At 64.6% G+C, this 19,733-nt stretch carries 24 protein-coding genes and 1 pseudogene; 15 read left to right on the top strand and 10 right to left on the bottom strand.

The genetic code is table 11. The annotated features are described in order from the left end of the window. The first annotated feature begins 3 nt into the window (after positions 1–3). Genes KEC45_RS12275 through KEC45_RS12245 form a run of 7 tightly spaced genes read left to right on the top strand, consistent with a single transcriptional unit; the run spans position 4 to position 6,211 of the window. Positions 4–189 carry a hypothetical protein gene (locus tag KEC45_RS12275; protein WP_062178895.1) on the top strand — a complete coding sequence of 62 codons (186 nt, stop codon included), beginning with the start codon at positions 4–6 and terminating at the stop codon, positions 187–189. Next, complete coding sequence (gene ccmE, locus KEC45_RS12270) at positions 186–623, top strand: cytochrome c maturation protein CcmE (protein ID WP_062178898.1); 438 nt, start codon at positions 186–188, stop codon at positions 621–623. The genes KEC45_RS12275 and ccmE overlap by 4 nt, the downstream gene beginning before the upstream one ends. Then, positions 620–2,587 carry a heme lyase CcmF/NrfE family subunit gene (locus KEC45_RS12265; RefSeq protein WP_062178901.1) on the top strand — a complete coding sequence of 656 codons (1,968 nt, stop codon included), beginning with the start codon at positions 620–622 and terminating at the stop codon, positions 2,585–2,587. The genes ccmE and KEC45_RS12265 overlap by 4 nt, the downstream gene beginning before the upstream one ends. Further along, positions 2,584–3,114: a DsbE family thiol:disulfide interchange protein gene (locus tag KEC45_RS12260; protein ID WP_083435703.1), complete on the top strand. Its 531-nt coding sequence runs from the start codon at positions 2,584–2,586 to the stop codon at positions 3,112–3,114. Before KEC45_RS12265 ends, KEC45_RS12260 begins: the two co-directional genes overlap by 4 nt. Continuing rightward, positions 3,111–3,545 (top strand): cytochrome c-type biogenesis protein, encoded by a 435-nt coding sequence (locus KEC45_RS12255; protein WP_062178904.1) that lies wholly within the window; start codon positions 3,111–3,113, stop codon positions 3,543–3,545. Before KEC45_RS12260 ends, KEC45_RS12255 begins: the two co-directional genes overlap by 4 nt. Further along, on the top strand, positions 3,542–4,210 hold the full coding sequence (locus KEC45_RS12250) for a cytochrome c biogenesis factor (RefSeq protein ID WP_252171083.1): 669 nt from the start codon (positions 3,542–3,544) through the stop codon (positions 4,208–4,210). The genes KEC45_RS12255 and KEC45_RS12250 overlap by 4 nt, the downstream gene beginning before the upstream one ends. A gap of 39 nt (positions 4,211–4,249) precedes the next feature. After that, the gene (locus KEC45_RS12245; RefSeq protein WP_062178909.1) at positions 4,250–6,211 is read left to right on the top strand and encodes a potassium transporter Kup; all 1,962 of its coding nucleotides are present in this window, start codon (positions 4,250–4,252) and stop codon (positions 6,209–6,211) included. Between the two features lie 215 nt (positions 6,212–6,426). Here the strand turns inward: KEC45_RS12245 and KEC45_RS12240 are convergent, their stop codons facing one another. Together KEC45_RS12240 and KEC45_RS12235 are read right to left on the bottom strand one after the other, a co-directional pair. Then, positions 6,427–7,398, bottom strand: a complete 972-nt coding sequence (locus KEC45_RS12240; RefSeq protein WP_062178911.1) for a nitronate monooxygenase family protein — start codon at positions 7,396–7,398, stop codon at positions 6,427–6,429. A gap of 65 nt (positions 7,399–7,463) precedes the next feature. Then, positions 7,464–7,880, bottom strand: coding sequence for a VOC family protein (locus KEC45_RS12235; protein WP_062178914.1), 417 nt, complete (start codon positions 7,878–7,880; stop codon positions 7,464–7,466). 155 nt (positions 7,881–8,035) lie between these two features. On the opposite strand from KEC45_RS12235, the gene KEC45_RS12230 reads away from it, so the two are divergent. Together KEC45_RS12230 and KEC45_RS12225 are read left to right on the top strand one after the other, a co-directional pair. Then, on the top strand, positions 8,036–8,734 hold the full coding sequence (locus tag KEC45_RS12230) for an AraC family transcriptional regulator (RefSeq protein WP_252171082.1): 699 nt from the start codon (positions 8,036–8,038) through the stop codon (positions 8,732–8,734). Positions 8,735–9,264: 530 nt separating this feature from the next. Continuing rightward, the gene (locus KEC45_RS12225) at positions 9,265–10,041 is read left to right on the top strand and encodes a CPBP family intramembrane glutamic endopeptidase (protein ID WP_252171081.1); all 777 of its coding nucleotides are present in this window, start codon (positions 9,265–9,267) and stop codon (positions 10,039–10,041) included. A 50-nt stretch (positions 10,042–10,091) separates the two neighbouring features. Here KEC45_RS12225 and KEC45_RS12220 read toward each other — a convergent pair whose 3' ends face one another. Together KEC45_RS12220 and KEC45_RS12215 are read right to left on the bottom strand one after the other, a co-directional pair. Next, positions 10,092–10,586, bottom strand: a complete 495-nt coding sequence (locus tag KEC45_RS12220) for a hypothetical protein (RefSeq protein WP_252171080.1) — start codon at positions 10,584–10,586, stop codon at positions 10,092–10,094. Between the two features lie 56 nt (positions 10,587–10,642). Further along, entirely contained in the window at positions 10,643–11,470 is an 828-nt protein-coding gene (locus tag KEC45_RS12215; protein WP_252171079.1) for an alpha/beta fold hydrolase, read from the bottom strand. Positions 11,471–11,596: 126 nt separating this feature from the next. Between KEC45_RS12215 and KEC45_RS12210 the strand changes: the two genes are divergently transcribed. The 5 genes and pseudogenes from KEC45_RS12210 to KEC45_RS12190 all read left to right on the top strand — a co-directional run bounded on the left by KEC45_RS12210 (position 11,597) and on the right by KEC45_RS12190 (position 16,344). Beyond that, positions 11,597–12,610 carry a GlxA family transcriptional regulator gene (locus KEC45_RS12210; protein ID WP_062183684.1) on the top strand — a complete coding sequence of 338 codons (1,014 nt, stop codon included), beginning with the start codon at positions 11,597–11,599 and terminating at the stop codon, positions 12,608–12,610. A 90-nt stretch (positions 12,611–12,700) separates the two neighbouring features. After that, positions 12,701–13,051: pseudogene (locus KEC45_RS12205) on the top strand (YciI family protein); the annotation flags it as partial. Positions 13,052–13,186: 135 nt separating this feature from the next. After that, complete coding sequence (locus KEC45_RS12200; RefSeq protein WP_062183686.1) at positions 13,187–14,449, top strand: RNA polymerase sigma factor; 1,263 nt, start codon at positions 13,187–13,189, stop codon at positions 14,447–14,449. Then, complete coding sequence (locus KEC45_RS12195) at positions 14,446–15,117, top strand: DUF6445 family protein (protein ID WP_062178935.1); 672 nt, start codon at positions 14,446–14,448, stop codon at positions 15,115–15,117. The genes KEC45_RS12200 and KEC45_RS12195 overlap by 4 nt, the downstream gene beginning before the upstream one ends. 189 nt (positions 15,118–15,306) lie before the next feature. Continuing rightward, entirely contained in the window at positions 15,307–16,344 is a 1,038-nt protein-coding gene (locus KEC45_RS12190) for a choice-of-anchor A family protein (RefSeq protein WP_238586718.1), read from the top strand. A gap of 35 nt (positions 16,345–16,379) precedes the next feature. Here the strand turns inward: KEC45_RS12190 and KEC45_RS12185 are convergent, their stop codons facing one another. Continuing rightward, on the bottom strand, positions 16,380–17,342 hold the full coding sequence (locus tag KEC45_RS12185) for an SDR family NAD(P)-dependent oxidoreductase (protein ID WP_062178950.1): 963 nt from the start codon (positions 17,340–17,342) through the stop codon (positions 16,380–16,382). 176 nt (positions 17,343–17,518) lie between these two features. On the opposite strand from KEC45_RS12185, the gene KEC45_RS12180 reads away from it, so the two are divergent. Continuing rightward, positions 17,519–18,424, top strand: a complete 906-nt coding sequence (locus KEC45_RS12180; RefSeq protein ID WP_062183692.1) for an AraC family transcriptional regulator — start codon at positions 17,519–17,521, stop codon at positions 18,422–18,424. 13 nt (positions 18,425–18,437) lie between these two features. Here the strand turns inward: KEC45_RS12180 and KEC45_RS12175 are convergent, their stop codons facing one another. The 5 genes from KEC45_RS12175 to KEC45_RS12155 all read right to left on the bottom strand — a co-directional run bounded on the left by KEC45_RS12175 (position 18,438) and on the right by KEC45_RS12155 (position 19,620). Continuing rightward, complete coding sequence (locus KEC45_RS12175; protein WP_062178953.1) at positions 18,438–18,626, bottom strand: hypothetical protein; 189 nt, start codon at positions 18,624–18,626, stop codon at positions 18,438–18,440. A gap of 58 nt (positions 18,627–18,684) precedes the next feature. Continuing rightward, entirely contained in the window at positions 18,685–18,906 is a 222-nt protein-coding gene (locus KEC45_RS12170) for a hypothetical protein (RefSeq protein ID WP_062183695.1), read from the bottom strand. A 22-nt stretch (positions 18,907–18,928) separates the two neighbouring features. Continuing rightward, on the bottom strand, positions 18,929–19,081 hold the full coding sequence (locus KEC45_RS12165; protein WP_193749116.1) for a hypothetical protein: 153 nt from the start codon (positions 19,079–19,081) through the stop codon (positions 18,929–18,931). Positions 19,082–19,152: 71 nt separating this feature from the next. Further along, positions 19,153–19,410 (bottom strand): translation initiation factor IF-1, encoded by a 258-nt coding sequence (infA, locus tag KEC45_RS12160; protein WP_062178955.1) that lies wholly within the window; start codon positions 19,408–19,410, stop codon positions 19,153–19,155. 3 nt (positions 19,411–19,413) lie between these two features. Next, complete coding sequence (locus KEC45_RS12155; protein WP_062178958.1) at positions 19,414–19,620, bottom strand: cold-shock protein; 207 nt, start codon at positions 19,618–19,620, stop codon at positions 19,414–19,416. Between the last annotated feature and the right edge of the window lie 113 nt (positions 19,621–19,733).

The following is a 19,733-nucleotide window of genomic DNA, read 5'->3' as shown; positions in this document are numbered from 1 at the left end:
CGCGTGACGGGGGTAATCAGCGGGGGCGGGCAATGGGCGTTTGTCGCCGCGGCCTATGGCCTTACGGTCATACTGACCGGCGCGGTGCTCTGGACGAGCTGGCGTGCGATGAAAAAGGCCGAGAAGCGCAGCGATGCGCTGCGCGCCGATAGCAGGCGCGGCGGGGCGCCGCGCGGAGATCGTAAATGAAGGCCAAGCATCAACGGCTGATTCTGGCGCTGGTCGCGCTGTGCGGCGTCGGCGGTGCGGGGGTGCTTGCAGCGAGCGCGCTTCGCGACGAGGCGGCCTATTTCCGTACGCCGGTCGAAATTCAGGGTGGCAAGGCCTCGGTCGGCGAGCCCATGCGGCTGGGCGGGATGGTCGCCAAGGGCAGCATCGAGCGGCAAGCCGATGGCCTGACGATCCGTTTCGTCGCGACCGACGGTAAGGCGTCCGTGCCGGTCGAATATAAGGGCATCGTCCCCGACCTGTTCGGCGAAGAGAGCGGAATGGTCGCCGACGGCCGGATGCGCGCCGACGGGATTTTCGTCGCCGACCGTATCCTGGCCAAGCATGACGAGCGCTATATGCCGCCGCAGATGGGCGATATGCCGAAGAATATGAAGGCGCCGGCAACGACATGATCGCTGAACTCGGTCTGGCCCTGCTGTGGATCGCGGCCGCGCTCGCATGTCTGTCGCTCGTCGCGGGGACTTTGTTCCTGCGCGGCGGTTCAAAGGATCTGGCGGCGCTTGTGCGGCCGGCGAGCGTTGCGCAGGGCGTTCTGACCGCGGTCGCATTCGGGCTGCTCATTGCGCTGTTCGTGCGCTCCGACATGTCGGTCGAGTTGGTCGCGCGCAACAGCAACAGTTTGAAACCGATGATCTTCAAGGTCGCGGGAACGTGGGGAAATCACGAAGGATCGATGCTGCTATGGCTGATGATCCTGTCGCTGTCGGGCGGGTTGATCGCGATATTCGAAAAGCGGCTGCGCGAGGATACGCTGGTCGCGACGCTCGCGGCGCAAGCGGCGTTGAGCCTCGGTTTCTTTGCCTTTCTGCTGTTCTCGTCGAACCCGTTCAAGCGGCTTCCGATCGCGCCTCCTGACGGTCAAGGGCTGAACCCGCTGCTTCAGGACATCGGGCTCGCCTTCCATCCCCCGACGCTTTACGTCGGCTATGTCGGCCTGTCGGTCGCGTTCAGCTTTGCCGTCGGCGCGCTGATCACGCGCGAAATCGGTCCGGCTTTTGCCCGCGCGATGCGGCCGTGGGTGCTCGGAAGCTGGATTTTCCTGACGCTCGGTATCACCGCGGGCAGCTATTGGGCCTATTATGAGCTCGGCTGGGGCGGCTGGTGGTTCTGGGATCCGGTCGAGAATGTCTCGCTCGTACCCTGGCTCGCCGGGGCGGCGCTGCTTCATTCGGTTGCTGTCACCGCGACGCGTAACGCGCTGCGCGCCTGGACGGTGATGCTCGCGGTCGTCGGCTTTTCGATGTCGATGGTGGGGACGTTCATCGTCCGGTCGGGTCTGTTGACCAGCGTTCACAGCTTTGCGGTCGACCCCGAGCGCGGGACTTTCCTGCTTGCGCTGATGGCGATCTATATCGGCGGGGCGCTGACCCTTTTCGCTCTGCGCGCGGGAAGCGTCGCGGAGGGCAAGAAATTCGCGCTGCTCAGCCGCGAAGGCTCGCTGGTAATCAACAATCTGCTGCTGACGACGATCCTCGCGCTGGTCCTTCTTGGCACGCTTTATCCAATCGTCGCCGAGGCGATGGGCGAGAAGATCTCGGTCGGGCCGCCCTATTATAACAAGGTCGCCGGGCCGCTTGCGCTGATCCTCTGTCTCGTGATGGTGGCAGGGCCGCTGCTTAGCTGGCGCAAGGATGACGGCACCCGGCTGTGGTCGCGGCTTCCCGCCGCGATCCTGGCCGGGGCAGCGGTGCTTTTTGCGCTGATCCTGTTCGGCGGCAAGGTCGGTATTTTGCCGCTGCTCGGCATGACCGTCGCGGGGATTGTAGCGGTCGCGAGCCTGGCGCCGCTGTGGGGCCGCAACCTGCGCCGTACGCCGCTGCCGACATGGGGCATGGTGATCGCGCATTTCGGTGTCGCGGTGTGCCTTGCCGGGATGGGCGCCGAAAGCGCCTTTATCAAGGAGCGGTTGGTTGCCGCGGCGCCGGGCGAAGTAGTGAAGGTCGGCGATTTCAAGGTGAAGTTCGTCGGCGTGAAGCCGATCGCAGGGCCGAATTATACCGCGATCGAAGGCACGCTGGTCGCGACGACATCGTCGGGCGGCAGCTTTACGATGAAGCCCGAGGCGAGGACATTCCCGGGGCTCATGGGCACGGCGCCGACCGAAACGAACGAAGCCGCGTTGCTGACGCGGCCAGGCGGCCAGCTCTATGCCGTGCTCGGCCATCCGGTGACGAGCGACGACGGCAGCGCCGACCGTTACCAGATCCGCCTGTGGTGGAAGCCGCTGGTGTGGTGGATCTGGCTCGGCGGTGCGCTGATCGCGATCGGCGCAGCGCTGTCGCTGCTCGGGCGTGCGCAATTGCTGAACATCTGGCGCGCCCGCCGCGCCCGCAAGGCTGAGGAACGTTTCGCGTGAAGAACCGCTGGGTCCTGTTTGTGCCGCTCGCGATCATGGGATTGTTGTTCGGCGCCTTCGTCTATCGGTTGGTGACGCCCGCCGAGACGCTGATCCAGTCGCAGTGGATCGACAAACCGATGCCGTTGTTCGACCTGCCCCCCGCCACTGCTGGCGTCGAAGGATTGAAGAGCAGCCAACTCGCCGACGGACGGCCGCGGTTGGTGAATGTTTTCGCGAGCTGGTGCATCCCGTGCCGCGCGGAGGCGCCGCAGCTTGAGGCATTGAAGGCCGCTGGCGTACCGATCGATGGCATCGCGATCCGCGACCGGCCCGAGGATGTCGCGATGTTCCTGCGCGAATTTGGCAACCCCTTCGACCGCATCGGTTCGGACATGCAGAGCAGCGTCCAGATCGCGCTCGGGTCGTCGGGCGTCCCCGAAACCTTCCTGATCGACGGCAAGGGTATTATTCGCGAGCAAATCCAGGGCGTGATCCTTGCCGATCAGGTGCCCGAAATCGTCGCCAAGCTCGAGGCGATGAAATGAGCCTCCGGTTCGTCCTCTTGTTCCTGTTAGGCGCGCTTGCGCTGCCGCTTGCCGCGCAGGACCGGCTGCCGCCCGCGCCCTATGCCTATCAGCAACTCAAGGATCCCGCTGAGGAAGCACGCGCCAAGGCGCTGATGGAGGAGCTGCGCTGTCTGGTCTGCCAAGGGCAGTCGATCGCCGACAGCGACGCGCCGCTGGCGGGCGATATGCGCCACGAAGTGCGCAGCAAGATCGCGGCGGGCGAGAGCCCGGCCGAGATCAAGGCATGGCTCGTCGCGCGTTATGGCAATTGGGTCAGCTATGATCCGCCGTTCGACGGCGCCACGGCGCTGCTCTGGCTGGGGCCGCTGCTCTTCCTCGCGCTGGGCGGATGGCTGGCCTTTGGCCGTTTCCGCCGCGGTGCGAACGATGAAGAGGACGAGGCGGCATGATCTGGCTCTGGGTCATGCTCGTCGCTCTGCTGACGATCGTGGGCATCTTCTGGCTTGGCAAGCTGCCCGCCGCGGCGCGGCCGGCCGGGGCGGCGGTGATGCTGGGCCTCGCGGGTTATGCATTGCAAGGCCATCCATCGCTGCCCGGCAAGCCCGTTGCAGCACCCGAGGAGCCCGAGGGTTTCGGCGAGGCGCTGACCGACCAGCGGCAGGGGATGTCCGAACGTTTCGGCCCTGCGGCGCAGTGGCTCGGCATGTCCGACGGTTTTGCGCGCACCGGCAAGACCGAACTTGCCGCGAAGACGCTCGAAAAAGGGCTGGAGAAATATCCCGACAATGTCGACCTGTGGGTCGGGCTCGGCAACGCGCTTGCAGCGCACGGCGGGGGCATGATGTCGCCGGCGGCGGCGCTGGCGTTCGACGAGGCGGCGAAACGCGATCCATCGCATCCGGCGCCCCCCTTCTTTGCGGGACTGGCGCTGGCGCAGGGCGGCGACCTGAAAGGCGCCGATGCGGTGTGGACCCAGCTCCTTGCGCGCAGCCCCGCCGATGCGCCCTGGCGCCCCGACCTCGAAATGCGGCTGGCGCAGTTGCGGCAGGCGCTGGGCCCTGAGCTGCCCGCCGAGGCTCCGGCGGGGCCTCCGCCCGCGGACGTCCCAAATTGAAACCTATTACAAAGGCTCGGGCTCGTCTAAAGGCGCGCGATGACTGCTGAGTCGCAACAGGCGGCGGGCGGCGCTCCACGCGCTGCAACTGCTGCCGCCGAAACGGCCCATTACGGCCACGGACATCATGGCGATGGCAAGCTGAAGCTTGCCGTCGGCGCAATCGGTGTCGTGTTTGGCGATATCGGTACCAGTCCGCTTTATGCGTTCCGCGAGACTTTTGCCGGCCACCATCCGATCGAGCCCGACCGGCTACACATCTATGGCGTGCTGAGCCTCGTCTTCTGGTCGATGATGCTCGTCGTCACCTTCAAATATGTGCTGACGATCATGAAGGCCGACAACAAGGGCGAAGGGGGTAGTCTTGCGCTGCTCGCGTTGATCAGCCGTTCGTCGGGCGAGAAGCGCTGGACGTGGCCGATCATCCTGCTCGGCGTGTTCGCGACGGCGCTTTTCTATGGCGACAGCATGATCACCCCGGCGATGTCGGTGCTGTCGGCGACCGAGGGCCTGAGCTATGTCAACAAGGGCTTCGAGCCGTATATCGTGCCGATCGCGCTCGCCATCCTGATCGGCCTGTTCGCGATCCAGTCGCGCGGGACCGCAAAGGTCGGGATGCTGTTCGGGCCGATCATGCTCGCTTATTTCACGATGCTCGCGATCCTTGGTATGATCCACATCGTCGATCATCCGGGGATCATCCTCGAAACGCTGAACCCGCTGAACGCGCTCCGTTTCTTTTACGTCGACGGTTTCACCGCGTTTATCGCGCTTGGCGCGGTCGTGCTGGCGGTGACGGGGGCGGAGGCGCTCTATGCCGACATGGGGCATTTCGGGCGCGGGCCGATCGGGCTTAGCTGGCTGACCTTTGTCCTGCCCGCGCTGATGCTGAACTATATGGGCCAGGGTGCGATGGTGCTCGAGGCCGAGATGGGTCCGCGCGCCGACCTGATCGCCGACCCCTTTTTCCAGATGATGCCCGAGGCCTGGCAGGTGCCGGTCGTCATCCTTGCGATCCTTGCGACGATTATCGCAAGCCAGGCCGTGATCTCGGGCGCTTTTTCGCTGACGCAGCAGGCGATCCAACTGGGCTTCATGCCGCGCCTGCGCGTCGAGCATACGAGTGCTTCCGCTGCGGGGCAGATCTATATTCCGATGGTCAACTGGGGCCTGATGGTGATGGTGATCATCCTCGTCCTCTTCTTCGGATCGTCGAGCAACCTTGCCGCGGCCTATGGCATCGCGGTGACGGGGGCGATGTTCATCGACACCTGTTTGATGAGCGTCGTGCTGTTCACGCTGTGGAAGTGGCCGGCGTGGAAAGCGCTGCCTGTGCTCGCCGTCTTCTTCATCGTCGATATCGCCTATTTCGGCGCGAACCTGATCAAGGTGCCCGACGGCGGCTGGGTGCCGCTGGCGATCGGTCTCACCATCTTCACGATGCTGACGACCTGGTCGCGCGGACGCAAGCTGATGCAGCAGGAGATGGCCGAGGGCGCGATGCCGATCCCGGTGTTTGTGAAGTCCGCGGCGAACAGTGCAACGCGCGTGCCGGGGACTGCGGTGTTCATGACGTCGAGCAGCGACGGCGTGCCGCACGCGCTGCTTCATAACCTTAAACACAATAAGGTGCTGCACGCCCGGATCATCCTGCTGACGATCAAGATCGCCGACGTGCCCTTCGTCCCCGAGGAAAAATTCTGCCTGCTCGAGGATCTGGGGCAGGGGTTCCACCGGCTCGTCCTCAATTATGGCTTCATGCAGCCGATCGACGTGCCCGAGGCGCTAACCCGCGTCACGAGCTGCGGCGGCGAGTTCAAAATGCTGGAAACGAGCTTTTTCCTGTCGCGCCAGACGCTGATTGCGGCGAGCAAGCCGGGTATGCCGATCTGGCGTGAAAAGCTGTTCGCGTGGATGCTGCGCAATTCGGAAAGTGCGATGGAATATTTTCGCCTGCCCACCAATCGCGTGGTCGAACTGGGGAGTCAGGTCGCGATCTGAGGCGGCCGAAGCTTAGCTTTGCGACATGTGGCAATGAGGGTTTGAATATCGGGGACGGTCTTGCGATGCAGGGGCGACCCAACAAAGGCCGCGCGTCATTCCGAGAAGATGGGATCCCGGCCTGCGCCGGGATGACGGAAGTGGGTGACCGAACGTCAGCTTCCCGCCCAAAGCAGGCATTGCCGATTGGCCCGGCCAGCGTTGGAAGGCGCGGCTTAAAGCCGCACCTTCGCTTCTAGTTCGCGGCGCGCGGCGAGATATTGGGTTTCGAGTTCGGCGACGAATTCGGCGACCGGGCGCACCGCGGTCACGGGGCCGATGCCCTGGCCCGAGCCCCAGATATCCTTCCACGCCTTGGCCTTGGTATTGCCCCCCGAGCCGAAGTTCATCGTCTTGAGGTCGCCTTCGGGCAGATTGTCGGGATCCATTCCGGCCGAGACGATCGACTGGCGAAGATAGTTGCCGTGGACCCCGGTGAACAGGTTCGAATAGACGATGTCGGCCGCGCGTCCTTCGACGATGCCGTCCTTATAGCCCTGATCGGCATTGGCTTCGGCGGTCGCGATGAAGGCGCTGCCGATATAGGCAAGGTCGGCGCCGCATGCCTGCGCGGCGAGGATCGAGCGGCCGTGGCCGATCGCGCCCGACAGCGCGACGGGGCCGTCGAACCATTCGCGGATTTCCTGCACGAGCGCGAAGGGCGATTGCCGGCCGGCATGGCCGCCCGCGCCCGCGGCGACGGGGATCAGGCCGTCGGCGCCCTTCTCGACCGCCTTGCGTGCGAAGCGGTCGTCGATGACGTCGTGGAGGGTGATGCCGCCCCAGCCGTGCACCGCTTGATTAAGCTCCTCGCGCGCGCCGAGCGAGGTGATCGTGATCGGCACCTTCCACTTGGCGCAGGTCGCGATGTCCTGTTCGAGCCGATCGTTCGATTTGTGGACGATCTGGTTGACGGCATAAGGCGCCGAGAGCCGGTCGGGATTGTCGCGGTCCCAGGCCGCAAGCTCTTCGGTGATCTGGTGCAGCCATTCATCGAGCAAGGATTGCGGGCGGGCGTTAAGTGCGGGGAAGCTGCCGACGACGCCGGCCTTGCACTGCGCGATGACGAGTTCGGGGCCCGATACGATAAACAGGGGCGAACCGATAACCGGCAGGCGCAGGCGGTCGAAAATCGGGGGAAGGGCCATGAATCAGTCTCTCCGGTTGCTGTTTGCAACTGACCTTAACGTAAACGGAAGGCAGTGCAAGATGCTCAGTCGAAGGCGGGGCCCTTCAGTTCCACGATATTGCCCTCCGGGTCGCTGATATAGATTGAAGGTCCTTCGCCTTCGGCGCCGTAGCGCGGGCCGGACTGTTCGACGCGGATGCCGTGCCGGTCGAGATGCGCACGGATGGCGACCTCATCGAACGGGGCGACCGCGATGGCGAAATGATCGACGTTGCGGCCTTCCGCCCCCGGCGCTGCCCCGCCCATCGCGCCAAGCTTGCCGTCGATGGTGACGAGATCGATCAGCGAACTGCCCGCGCGGAGCTGATAAAGGCCGATTTCCGATTGGGTGCGCTCGTCAGTGCAGCCGAGAACCTCGCGGTAAAATCCGGCCATGCGGTCGATATCGACGACCCGAAGCACGACATGGTCGATCGCGCGAAGGGCAAAGGGGGGATGCATGGCTGTCGCTCCTGAAAGAAAACGCGGAGCCGGACGGGGAAGCCCGGCGGTTTGGCAATGTCTAATCGGCGTGTGCCGCTGTTGTCCATCGACGCGCAGACGATGTTCGTCCGGTGGCGATTGCGGTCCGCCGCCGGGCGCGACAGGGTGTCGCGATGCAGTTGCTCCAGCCCAGTCTGTTGCCCGCCGCGGCGGATATTGCGCGCCACCACCATCGCGAACCCTATGCGACACTGGTGCTGGCGGGCGCTTATGAAGAAGCGGGCGATGCCGGGCGTATCGCGGCATGCGAAGGCGAAATATTGCTTCATGGCCCTTTTTCGGCGCACCGCGACCGTATCTCGGCCCAGCGGACGGTCGTGCTCGACCTCCCGCTGCCATTCGACGGACGCGACTGGCCGGCCCGCGCATATATTGCCGATCCCGACCACATCATACGGCTGGCCGAACGCGACCCCGTCGAGGCGGTTGTCGCATTGCTTGATGGACTTGCTCCGGCGACAGCTGCCAACGACGGCGATCTGCCCGACCGTTTGTCGAAGGCGCTGCGCACGTCGGTATCGCCGCGGATCGGCGAATGGGCCGCGGCGCATGGACAATCGCGCGAACATGTTTCGCGCAGCATTGAGAAGCTCTACGGCGTGTCGCCCGCCGCCTATCGCGCCGATTGCCGGGCGAAGCGGGCCTGGCGGATGATCGTTGCGGGCGATGATTGCCTCGCCGGGGTCGCGGTGGAGGCGGGCTATGCCGATCAGGCGCATATGACGCGAGCGGTGACGAAGCTGACCGGGATGTCGCCGCGGCGATGGCGGTGTGCGTTCGGTGAACGAACAGCGGCTGCAGCAGAGGCCTAAAGCCACAAAAGCCCCGCATGCGTGCATCGAAATTGTGTCCTTAGTGAACTTAGGGCGAGAAACGATAAGCCGGTGCGCGCCGAAAAAATTCTCTTGTCGTTCAGGAGCGGCTGCGGAAGTCGACGATTTCAAAGAGCTGAGCGGAGGCTGGCACGGCGGGGGAATGTAGGACAGCGTTTTTTTGCGCGTGGTTGATGTCGGTGTTGGGGTGGGACGCTGCCATTCAATCGTCACCCTCGTCACGCCGAACTTGATCCGGGGTCCATGACGATGGTGCGGCTATGGATCCCGGATCAAGTCCGGGATGACGAAGAAAGATAGGGGGCTTCTGGTCGATACCCACCATTCGTCATCCCGGGCTTGACCCGGGATCCCGCTTTTTCGACTCACCCATTGGCTTCGGTATCAGGCGGGACCCCGGATCAAGTCCGGGGTGACGAGGATGTGGAGGGCAGCGATCGGTCGAAACCCGCTACTAAGCATCACATTAGTTCAAGAAGCGCCGGGCCCTTCCAGCCTAGACTCGGTGCATGACAAATCCATCCCCCGCTTCGCCGCGCCCCTTGGTGGCGCTTTCCGGTTTTCGTTTCCGCTTCTGGCCGATCGTGCTGGCGGCGGTGCTGATGCAGGTCATTCTCGAACTCGGCCGTATTCCCGCGCGAGAAATCTATCGTGCGGGGACGCCGCTGTGGGATGGTTATGTGTCGGTCTTTCTGCTTCTTGCGATCGCCTTTCAGGCGCTGCTCGGTCTAGCCGCAGTCCTCGTCATGCGCCGATTGCTGCCCGCTACCGATCCGCATCTGCGCTGGCCGCCGGGCGCGAGTTATGCGGGTGTCGCGGCGCTGATCGGGGTCGGGATGGGCCTTGTGATGCTGGTCGCCGATTACTGGCCCGCACTCGCAGCGCAGACGGCGCCCGACATGAGCTATTCGAAAGCACCGCTCGATTCCGCGGGTTATCTGCTCGGGATGATTACGACGGGACTGGCGGAGGAGACGATCTTTCGCGGGCTGCTGGTCGGGATGCTCGTCGTGCTCGTGCCCGGACGGCTGCGGATCGGATCGCTCGATCTGCCCGTCGCCGCCTATCTGGTCGCGTTGATGTTCGGGCTGGCGCACTGGGAGTCGTTCACCGTCAATCCCTTTCACCAGGCAATGGCGCAGCAGATCTATGCCTTTGCATGGGGGCTTACCTATGTCTGGCTGATGGAGCGGTCGCGCAGCCTGCTCGCTCCGATCGTCGCGCACGGGCTCGGCAATTTCACCGAAGTCGCGATCGTGATTGCGCTCAACGCGCTGTGGGCGTGATGCAAAAAGGGCGGCCGTGGGGCCGCCCTTGGGTAGGATTGGCGTTGCAATCAGGCCGCAGTCGGACGCCGGCTCGCTTTGACTGCGAAATATCCGAAGAGGATTGCGGCGAGGAGCAGCGCGCCCTGCGCTGCGGCAAACGGCGGTTCGGTGCCGTTCGGCGCCAGCGCGTTGAGCGCCGGAACCTTGAGGAAAGACTGCACGACCAGCACGAAAAGGTTGAGGTAGAGCGCGGCGGTGGCACTGACCGCATAGACGGTGGCGGCGCGGCCGGCGAGCTTGCGGCCGTACCAGGCCCAGAAGGCTGCGACGAGGATCAGCGTCGAGAGGATTCCCGTGCCGAGCGCCGGGGTGAAGGCGATGATCGGGAAGAGGAAGCCGGTGAGGCTGGTGAGCAGGGTGAACCACAGGAAGATTGCGTTGGTGCGGGGCAGGATACGGCCGCGGGCGAAAGCGGGAAGGGCGATGAGGCCCGCGCCGATGCCGACGAAACTGATCAAGACATGCAGCGCGGTGAATTGCGGGATGGTCAAACCGAGGATCATGACACGTCTCCTTTATAAGTGAGGAGGCGCGGTCGGGGGCCCGCGCCTCTTCCTTATCAGCTGTTGATGAATTCGAGAAGATCGGCGTTGAAGCGATCCTGTTCGGTGATCGTCAGGCCGTGGCTGCCGCCCTTGTAGACCTTGAGCACCGCCTGCTTAACGATCTTGACAGTCGAGAGCGCCGCGGCGCCGATCGGCACGATCTGGTCGTCATCGCCGTGGAGGACGAGCGTCGGCTTGTCGAATTTCTTGAGGTCCTCGTTGAAGTCGCTTTCCGAAAAGGCGCGGATGCTGTCGAGCAGGCCCTTGAGGCCGCCGTTCATGCCCTGCCGCACGAAGTCGTCGCGCACCGCTTCGCTGACCACCGCGCCGTCGCGGTTATAGCCGTAGAAGGGCAGGGTCAGATCCTTGAAGAAATGGGGACGGTTGTCGAACGTGCCCTTGCGGATACCGTCGAAGACGTCCAGCGGCAGGCCGCCGGGGTTGGCTTCGGTCTTGAGCATCAGCGGGGGGACGGCGCCGATCAGCGCGACCTTGGCGACGCGGCTCGTTCCGTGACGGCCGATATAGCGGGTGACTTCGCCGCCGCCGGTCGAGTGGCCGACGAGGATGACGTCTTTCAGGTCGAGCTGTTCGATCAGTTCGGCGAGGTCGTCGGCGTATTGGTCCATATTGTTGTTGTCCCAGACCTGATCCGAACGGCCGTGGCTGCGGCGGTCATGGGCGATGGTGCGGAAGCCCTGATTGGCGAAGAAGACCATCTGCGCGTCCCAGGCGTCGGCGCTGAGCGGCCAGCCGTGCGAGAAGACGATGGGCTGGGCGTCCTTCGGGCCCCAATCCTTGAAGAAGATGTTGGTGCCGTCCTTGGTGGTGATGGTGGTCATGATATGGTTCCTTTCGACTTGAAGGGCGGGGTGTCCGTCCGGTGAAACAACAGATACGGCGATGCGCGCTTGATCGGGATTGGCGGACGCGACATTATCCGGGCCGATTCCGACAAAGGAGCCGACATGCCCAAGTTGAAGGTGCCGGACGCCGCCCCTGTGCCGCTGGTCGAGGTCGGGATGATGACCTACCCCGACTGCCAGATGGGTATGGTCCACGGGATCACCGACCTGTTCGACGTTGCCGGGCGCTTTGCGGTGGACCATGATCGGCGGCCGCTTCGCGTCAGTCACTGGCGGTTGCAGGATGAAGGCGGCTTTGCGCGCTGGTACGACAGCCATCCGGGCGAAGCGGCGGTCAATTCGCCCGCGGTGCTGATCGCGCCGGGCAGCTTGCACAAATTGCTCGAACCGGGCGAGGTCGAGCCTTATGCGCGCTGGCTGCTCGATCGACATGCGCAGGGCACGGTGCTTGCCTCGAATTGCGGCGGGGCGTTTGCGCTGGCGGCGACGGGATTGCTCGCGGGACGGCCCGCGACGACGCATTGGTTCTTTGCCGAGGAGTTCCGGAGCCGCTTTCCCGACGTGCGGATGGAGGCCGACCGGATGGTGGTCGACGATGGCGATATCGTCACCGCGGGCGGGCTGATGGCGTGGACCGACCTGGGGCTGCGGATCGTCGAGCGGCTGCTGGGGCCGACGGTGATGATGGAGACGGCCCGCTTCCTGCTGATCGACCCGTCGGGACGCGAGCAGAAACATTATGCGAGCTTTGCGCCGAAGCTGACGCATGGGGACGAGGCGGTATTGAAGGTGCAGCATTGGCTGCAGGCGCGGGGGGCGGGACCGGTCGCGGTCGCGGATATGGCCGGCGAGGCGGGAATGGAGGAGCGGACCTTCCAACGGCGCTTCAAGGCGGCGACGGGGATGACCCCGGTCGAATATGTCCAGCATATCCGCGTCGGCAAGGCGCGCGAACTGCTGGAGTTCACGAAGCGCACCGTCGACCAGATCGCTTGGGGCGTGGGGTATGAGGATGCGGCGGCGTTCCGCAAATTGTTCCACCGTCTGATCGGGCTGTCGCCGAATGAATATCGCCAGCGTTTCTCGACCCCGCAGTCGCTGGCCGAGGTAGCCTGAAATTTTTTTCTCAGCTCGTGTCGATTTGGCGGCGGCTCGTTCGTCGTGTTGGCAGGAGCCGCTGTTGGCCCGTCTAAAAGGAGATGGAAAATGCGTGTGATGGTTTTCGTGAAAGCGACCGAAGACAGCGAAAAGGGCCTGCCGCCGACCGAGGACATGACCGCAATGTTCGAGGCGATGGGCAAGTATAACGAGGAACTGGTCAATGCCGGCGTGATGGTCGACGGCGACGGGCTGAAGCCCTCGTCGTTCGGCAAGCGGATCGCGTTCGACGGCGCGAGCCGGACGGTGATCGACGGGCCCTTTGCCGAAACGCGCGAACTCGTCGCGGGCTATTGGGTCTGGGAGGTCAAGGACATGGACGAGGCGGTCGCCTGGGCGAAGCGTTGTCCGAACCCGATGCCTGGGCCGAGCGATCTCGAAATCCGTCCCTTTTACGAGATGGAGGATTTCGGCGAGGCGTTGACGCCCGAACTCGCCGAGCAGGAACAGAAGCTGCGCGAGAAGCTGAGCGGCGAATAGGTCGCGCCCGCTGCCATGCTTGCCTCTGACGCTTCGGTGCCCGAGAAGGCAGGCATGGCGGCCGATGAAACCCACCGAGCGATCGAGGCGGTGTTCCGGATCGAGCGAGCGCGGCTGATCGCCGCGCTCGCCCGGACGACGCGCGACGTCGACCGGGCCGAGGAACTGGCGCAGGAGGCGCTGCTGATCGCGCTGACCGAATGGCCGAAGTCGGGGGTGCCGGGCAATCCGGGCGCCTGGCTGACCGCTGCGGCGAAACGGCGCCTGATCGACGGGGTGCGGCACCATGCGATGCGGGAGCGAAAACATGCCGAAATCGCCCGCGAACTGGACGAGGAGCGCGACATGAGCGCGGAGGCGGTCGAGGCGGCGCTCGACGACCCGCTGGGCGACGAATTGCTCGGGCTGATCTTCGCCGCCTGTCATCCCGTCATTTCGCCCGAGGGGCGCGCGGCGCTGACGCTGCGGCTGGTCGGTGGGCTGACGGTCGAAGAAATCGCGCGCGCGTTCCTGTCGAACGAAGCCGCGATTGCGGCGCGGATTACGCGGGCGAAAAAGGCGATAGCGAAGGCGGGGGTGGCGTTCGAAGTGCCGCGCGGCGCGGAGCTTCAAGCGCGGCTCGGATCGGTGCTGGAGGTCGTCTATCTCATCTTCAACGAAGGCTATGCCGCGACTACGGGGCCGTCGCTGGTTCGTCCGCCGCTCTGTGCCGAGGCGCAGCGGCTGGGGCGCATCCTTGCCGGGCTGATGCCCGAACAGCCCGAGGTGTCGGGCCTGCTCGCGCTGATGGAAATTCAGGCGTCGCGGCTCGCGGCGAGGGCTGGACCCGACGGGCGGTTCGTACCGCTGACCGAGCAGAACCGGGCGCGGTGGGACCAGTTGCTGATCCGTCGCGGACTGAATGCGCTGGCGCGCGCCGAGGCGCTGGGCGGTGCCGACGGGCCCTATGCTTTGCAGGCGGCGCTTGCGGCCTGCCATGCCCGGGCGCGCTCGGCCGGGGACACTGACTGGGTTCGCATTGCTGCGCTCTACGACCGGCTGGGACAGGTGATGCCGTCGCCGGTGGTCGAACTCAACCGCGCGGTCGCGCATAGCATGGCGTTCGGGCCGGAGGCTGGATTACGGCTGGTCGATGAGATTGCCCAGGCGGCTGCGCTCCGATATTATGCGCCACTACCCGCCGCGCGCGGCGACTTCCTGTTTCGCGCCGGGCGACTGGGTGAAGCGAAGAGAGAATTCGAGGCGGCAGCGGCGCTGTCGAGCAACGAGCGCGAACGCGATTTCCTGTTGGCGCGCGCCGGGGCGTGCGCCGAATGACGACGGTGCGTATCGAGACGATCGGGGCGGAGGCGCAGCCGCTTGTCGTCCTCGACGATTTCGCGCCCGATGCCGATGTCTTGCGGAGCTTTGCGCAGACGGCCGATTTTACCCCGGCGCTCAACCATTTCCCGGGGGTGCGTGCGGCGCTTCCCGCCGATTATCTTGCGACACAGCTTCCCATCATCGCGGACGCGGCTGCCAAAGCTTTCGGGCGGGCGGGGCCGGTGCAGGTCGTCGACGCGAGCTTCTCGATCGTCTCGACGCCGCCGAGCGCGCTCTCTGTCCCGCAGCGCCTGCCGCATATCGATGCCTTCACCGAGGATCGTATTGCGCTGGTCCATTATCTGTCGCCGGCGGGCGGCGATGGGACCGCTTTCTTCCGCCACCGCTCGACGGGTTTCGAAACGGTGGATGAAGCGAAGCGGGACCTGTTCTTTCGGCACCTCGACATCGAATTGCGCCATGGAGGCGTCCCACCGCCCGAATATATATTGGGCGATACGCCGCTGTTCGAATGCATTCGCACCGAACCGGCGCGCTATAATCGCGCGCTGCTCTATCGTAGCTGGAACCTCCATAGCGGGGCGATTTCGCCGGAAAACGGACTGGCCGCCGACCCCGGGCGCGGGCGTTTGACGGTCACCGGGTTCTTTTCCATCGGCTGACGTCGCGTCCGCCGCGATTTTGGCACGGCTGCGCGACGGTTTTGAGCTGCTGTTTCGGAACGGGACAACGGTCCGTCGCACTTCGGTGTAAACGCAGCGACGAACGCCCTATGGGCGCCCGCGCCTTCTCATTGAAAACTGGACGATAAACCCGTGGCCTTCTCGACCCGCTCCCTGTTTCCCGCCGCGATCATAGCGACCGCTTTGACGCTGCCCGGTCTTGCTCAAAGCAAGGCGATCACCGGCGTTGACGCGCTGCGCGAATGGAACCTGGTGGTACTCGGGAACCTTGAATCCTCGTCCGAAGTCGAGGGGCGCACTTTCGTCGGCGGCAACCTCAGCGGCAATTCGTCGAATTACGGCATCCGCGCCACGACCTCGCCGAATGGCCAGCCGGGACTGACCGTCGTCGGCAATGTCACGGGTAGCCACAAGAACCTCAACAACGGATCGGGTGCGGTGGTCGGCGGCAATGTGTCGAGCGGCTTCAACCTTAACGGCCCGAACCAGACGGTGAAGGTCGGCGGGACGATCAGCAACACCAACGTCAACCAGAATAGCGTGATTTCGAACCTCGACGCGAGCAATCCGGGATTTGGGTTGGGGCTGCAACAGCAGAAAACCGAACTCAAAGGCAGCATGAGCAGCCTGTCGTTCGAGATGGGCACGCTTAAATCGAACAGTCAGCTTACGGTGCAGGGCAATCGCGGCACCTTTACCGCGCAGCCCAATGCACAGGGGCTTGCCGTGTTCAACATCACCGCTGCCGACCTCGACAAGATCGGTGAGATCCAGTTCAACCTGAACGGCGCCGACACCGCGATCGTCAACGTCAGCGGCCGGTCGATCAACCTCAACGACAATTTCCTGGGCGGTACGAACAATCTGGGCGAGCGGGTGATCTGGAACTTCCCCGAGGCGGAGGATTTGAAGCTGACCACCGCATGGGGCGGGTCGGTGCTCGCGCCGCTGGCCGATGCCGAGACGCGCAATTATATCCAGGGATCGGCGGTATTCGGCAATCTCAAGCAGAATGGCGAGATGCACATCGGCACCTTCAAGGGCGGCTATACGACGTCGCCCCCGGGCGGATCGAGCGGCGGCGACAGCTCGACCGGCGGCGGTGCGACGCCCGTGCCCGAGCCCGGAATGGCCGGACTGTTCGGGCTTGGTGTCGGCGGTCTGATCCTGTGGCGCCGCCGACGGGCGAAGCGGACCGCCGAATAGGGCGACCCGCGAACGGGCCGCCCCCCGGGGCGGGCTCAGAAGCGCTCGCCGACCAGCTCTTCGCTCTTCACCCACAGCGCCTTGGCGTTGTCGGGATCGATCGCATAAGCGCGAACGCCAGCGCGCAGTCCGTCGTCGTCGGCAAGCTCGGCGACGTGGCAATCCTCGAGATAGCGACCGCCGACCTCCGCCGGATCGGCGACCGCAGCGGCCCAGACCGAGGTAGCTGCACCTTGCGGGATCGATTTGAACTCGAACGCTTCGCCGCCCGCTTCGCGGGCAGAGGCGTTGATCTGTTCGACAAGCGCCTCGAGAGCGCCTTCGTCGAGGTGGCGGCCCAGTTCGGTGTGGATGCCGCCTGGGTGAAGCGCGATGCCGCGCACGCCGCGATCCTTGTGACGGCGGTCGAATTCTAACGCGAAGAGGATGTTTGCGGTCTTGGAACGGCCGTAGGCGGCCCAAGGCTCATAGTCGCCGCGGTCGAAGTTCGGGTCCTCCAGGTTGACGTCGGAGAAGCGGTGCCCCGACGAAGCCAGGCTGACGAAGCGGCCGCCATCCTTGATCAACGACGCGATGCGATTGACGAAGGTGAAGTGACCCAAATGGTTGGTGCCGAACTGCGTTTCGAAGCCGTCGGCGGTCTTGCCGAAGGGGGCAGCCATCACGCCGGCATTGGCGATGACGACGTCGAACGGACGGCCGTCGGCGACGAGCGCATCGGCGGCGGCGCGGACACTGGCGAGCGAGGCGAGGTCGAGCTGGATCAGCTCGAAGCTGCCGCCGCCGGCCTTTGCCGCATCGCGGACGGCTCCGGTCGCGCTTTCCGCCTTGGCGAGGTCGCGCGCTGCGCCGACCACATCGGCGCCATGGGCGACAAGGGCGCGGGCGGTCTCGACGCCGAGCCCGGCGGAGACGCCGGTGACGAGGAAGCGCTTGCCCGAAAGGTCGACGCCCGAAAGCACGTCGTCGGTGGTCGATTTGGCATTGAACCGTGTCATGATGAACTCCTTGGATAGGGCAGGGCGGAGGGGAGTGCCCTGACCCCGGCAAGATAGGCGCAGTGTTCACGGCCTCGCTGCCCGATCATGGCATCTGCTTGCCTGATCCTCTCAAAGCGGAGATGGTGTGCGGGACGCTCCTTGCGCGCGGGCGCGGGGCGTCCGATGTTGGGAGCATGCAAGACCGGCTCGACTCGATATGCGAACAGGTGCTGCGGCACGCGGTTTCTCCCTATTATGAGGCGCCAGTGCCGCGGCTTGTCGTCGCAACGCAATGCGCGCCGACGAGCGGGGTCGCGACCGTCTATGAACCCGTGACCTGCCTGATCCTGCAAGGAACGAAGCAGGTCGTGATCGGCGATCAGGTGCTGCGATACGACGCGTCGAGCTATTTTGTCGCCTCGCTCGACCTGCCCGCGGTCGGCCGGGTGGTCGAGGCTACTCCCGACAAACCCTATGTCGCTGCGGCGCTGCGCATCGACCGCGCGGTGCTGGCCGACCTGATCGCCAGCATGGATCCGGCGACGATCGGCCATGCGCCGCCGGGCGACCTTGCGGGTTTCGCCGTCGCGTCGGTGACCGAGGAACTGGTCGAAGCCTGGGCGGGGCTGCTGGGTCTGCTCGACCGGCCGGACGATGTCGCGATGCTGGCGCCGATGCGCGAGCGAGAGATCCTCTATCGCCTGTTGCAGGGGCCGCTCGGCGGGCAGCTTTGTGCCATTGCCCAGGAGGACAGCCGCTTGTCGCGGGTGCGGCGCGCGATCCTTTGGATGCATGAGCATTTCGACACGCTGCTTCCCACCGCCAAGCTGGCGGAAATTGCGGGGATGAGCACCGCATCCTTTCACCGGCATTTCAAGGCGGCGACCGCAATGAGCCCGCTGCAGTTCCAGAAGACGCTGCGGCTGCATGCGGCCCGGCGCTTGCTTGCGGGTGGCAGCGAGGCGAGCCGCGCGGCCTATTCGGTCGGTTATGAAAGCGCGTCGCAGTTCAGCCGCGAATATGCCCGCGCCTTTGGCCTGCCGCCCTCGCGCGATGCCGAACGGCTGCGCGGCATGGTGCAGGTGGGCGCTGCGGTTTAAAGGGCCGCCAACCTTATTTCTGGCAGAGGGCCGGGACGTCGGGAAAATAGGCCGTCATGCCGCGGCGAGCCCGATAAGCCTCGATCCGCTTTGCATAATGGGCGGGCAGGTCGAAATTGAGGGCGCGGAGACCATTGCGCCGCACCGCCGCCTTTTCGATCAACGCCATCTGGTGATGGTAGAAGAGCTGGTTCATATCCATGGGCTTTCTCCGGGATGGCGTGATTTCGTTCGGCTTGCGGTCGCGGCTGGCGGCCGCGTCAATTCTCCGGCAGTTTTTCGGCGACGTCGTTGGCAGGCGCGGTCGCGGTTGCGGTTCGTTCGGCACGCGCAGTTTCGGCGCGGGCGAGCTTGTCGGCCATCGCCTGCCAGGCGGCCGCGGCGCGCATATTGCGGTCGCGGACCTGTGTCAGGGCCGAAGCCTCGGCCTCCACCCTGCATTTTTCGGCCTGCGAAAGATAGAAATCCAGATTGGCCGACATGCGCATATTTCCTCGTTTTCGGTCAATCGACCATATCGGCGATGAGGCGCCGGAGTTCGCGGCGCGAGAGCGTCGGGCGGCGGCGGCGCGGCAAGTTCGCCGTCAGCGCCTTTCCGGCCAGCGACAGCGCAGGCAGGGCGGGGAAAATCGAATTATTGTTCTGAAACATAGTCATCATCTTTATCTTTGATTTGAGTGTTCTGGTTGTTGGGGACCCATCAATTCATGTGGTCCCGATGGTGGGGATCAGCGCCGTTTGCGCTGCCCCGGTACCACCGGCCCGCCCCCGCGTTCGCGGTAGACGAGGCGGCCCTTGGTCAGGTCATAGGGTGTCATCTCGACGCGCACGGCGTCGCCGACGACCGACCGGATGCGGAAACGCCGCATCCGGCCGGCCGTGTAGACGATTACCCGATGACCATTTTCGAGTACGACGCCGAAGCGTCCATCGGGCAGAATCTCATCGATCTGCCCCTCGAAGGTCATGAGCTCCTCTTTGGCCAATAATCAGGCCGACTGGAGGTTGATCGCCGAGACCTTGCCGTTCTGGCCGCGTTCGAGTTCGTACGAAACGCGCTGGTCCTTGTTCAGCGTGTCCATGCCGGCGGCCTGGACTGCGGTGATGTGGACGAAGCTGTCGCCCGAGCCGTCTTCATTCTCGATGAAGCCGTAGCCCTTGTCGGTATTGAAGAATTTTACGGTGCCGATGGCCATGAGGTGTTTCCTTTCACGAGAAACGGGAATCCACCGGCAAAAGCACCGGCGGAGCTGGTAGCGTGTGAAGGGAAGATAGTGCCCCGGAAGGCCGTCAATTTCCGTCGCATGCG

Origin of the sequence: Sphingopyxis sp. USTB-05 (assembly GCF_023822045.1) — a bacterium.
Lineage (GTDB): Bacteria > Pseudomonadota > Alphaproteobacteria > Sphingomonadales > Sphingomonadaceae > Sphingopyxis.
The sequence above is the reverse complement of the archived record's forward strand: the minus strand, read 5'-3'. Positions and strand labels throughout refer to the sequence as shown.

What these genes read in the sequence shown, in the direction of transcription:
- KEC45_RS12235 (WP_062178914.1), bottom strand. Translation starts at nt 7,880, where the DNA reads ATGCATCCCCCCTTTGCCCTTCGCGCGATCGACCATGTCGTGCTTCGG.
- KEC45_RS12185 (WP_062178950.1), bottom strand. Translation starts at nt 17,342, where the DNA reads ATGACACGGTTCAATGCCAAATCGACCACCGACGACGTGCTTTCGGGC.
- KEC45_RS12225 (WP_252171081.1), top strand. Translation starts at nt 9,265, where the DNA reads ATGACAAATCCATCCCCCGCTTCGCCGCGCCCCTTGGTGGCGCTTTCC.
- KEC45_RS12175 (WP_062178953.1), bottom strand. Translation starts at nt 18,626, where the DNA reads ATGGATATGAACCAGCTCTTCTACCATCACCAGATGGCGTTGATCGAA.
- KEC45_RS12230 (WP_252171082.1), top strand. Translation starts at nt 8,036, where the DNA reads ATGCAGTTGCTCCAGCCCAGTCTGTTGCCCGCCGCGGCGGATATTGCG.
- KEC45_RS12165 (WP_193749116.1), bottom strand. Translation starts at nt 19,081, where the DNA reads ATGACTATGTTTCAGAACAATAATTCGATTTTCCCCGCCCTGCCTGCG.
- KEC45_RS12195 (WP_062178935.1), top strand. Translation starts at nt 14,446, where the DNA reads ATGACGACGGTGCGTATCGAGACGATCGGGGCGGAGGCGCAGCCGCTT.
- KEC45_RS12210 (WP_062183684.1), top strand. Translation starts at nt 11,597, where the DNA reads ATGCCCAAGTTGAAGGTGCCGGACGCCGCCCCTGTGCCGCTGGTCGAG.
- KEC45_RS12180 (WP_062183692.1), top strand. Translation starts at nt 17,519, where the DNA reads ATGCAAGACCGGCTCGACTCGATATGCGAACAGGTGCTGCGGCACGCG.
- KEC45_RS12240 (WP_062178911.1), bottom strand. Translation starts at nt 7,398, where the DNA reads ATGGCCCTTCCCCCGATTTTCGACCGCCTGCGCCTGCCGGTTATCGGT.
- KEC45_RS12220 (WP_252171080.1), bottom strand. Translation starts at nt 10,586, where the DNA reads ATGATCCTCGGTTTGACCATCCCGCAATTCACCGCGCTGCATGTCTTG.
- KEC45_RS12215 (WP_252171079.1), bottom strand. Translation starts at nt 11,470, where the DNA reads ATGACCACCATCACCACCAAGGACGGCACCAACATCTTCTTCAAGGAT.
- KEC45_RS12200 (WP_062183686.1), top strand. Translation starts at nt 13,187, where the DNA reads ATGGCGGCCGATGAAACCCACCGAGCGATCGAGGCGGTGTTCCGGATC.
- KEC45_RS12170 (WP_062183695.1), bottom strand. Translation starts at nt 18,906, where the DNA reads ATGTCGGCCAATCTGGATTTCTATCTTTCGCAGGCCGAAAAATGCAGG.
- KEC45_RS12245 (WP_062178909.1), top strand. Translation starts at nt 4,250, where the DNA reads ATGACTGCTGAGTCGCAACAGGCGGCGGGCGGCGCTCCACGCGCTGCA.
- ccmE (WP_062178898.1), top strand. Translation starts at nt 186, where the DNA reads ATGAAGGCCAAGCATCAACGGCTGATTCTGGCGCTGGTCGCGCTGTGC.
- KEC45_RS12155 (WP_062178958.1), bottom strand. Translation starts at nt 19,620, where the DNA reads ATGGCCATCGGCACCGTAAAATTCTTCAATACCGACAAGGGCTACGGC.
- KEC45_RS12250 (WP_252171083.1), top strand. Translation starts at nt 3,542, where the DNA reads ATGATCTGGCTCTGGGTCATGCTCGTCGCTCTGCTGACGATCGTGGGC.
- KEC45_RS12265 (WP_062178901.1), top strand. Translation starts at nt 620, where the DNA reads ATGATCGCTGAACTCGGTCTGGCCCTGCTGTGGATCGCGGCCGCGCTC.
- KEC45_RS12255 (WP_062178904.1), top strand. Translation starts at nt 3,111, where the DNA reads ATGAGCCTCCGGTTCGTCCTCTTGTTCCTGTTAGGCGCGCTTGCGCTG.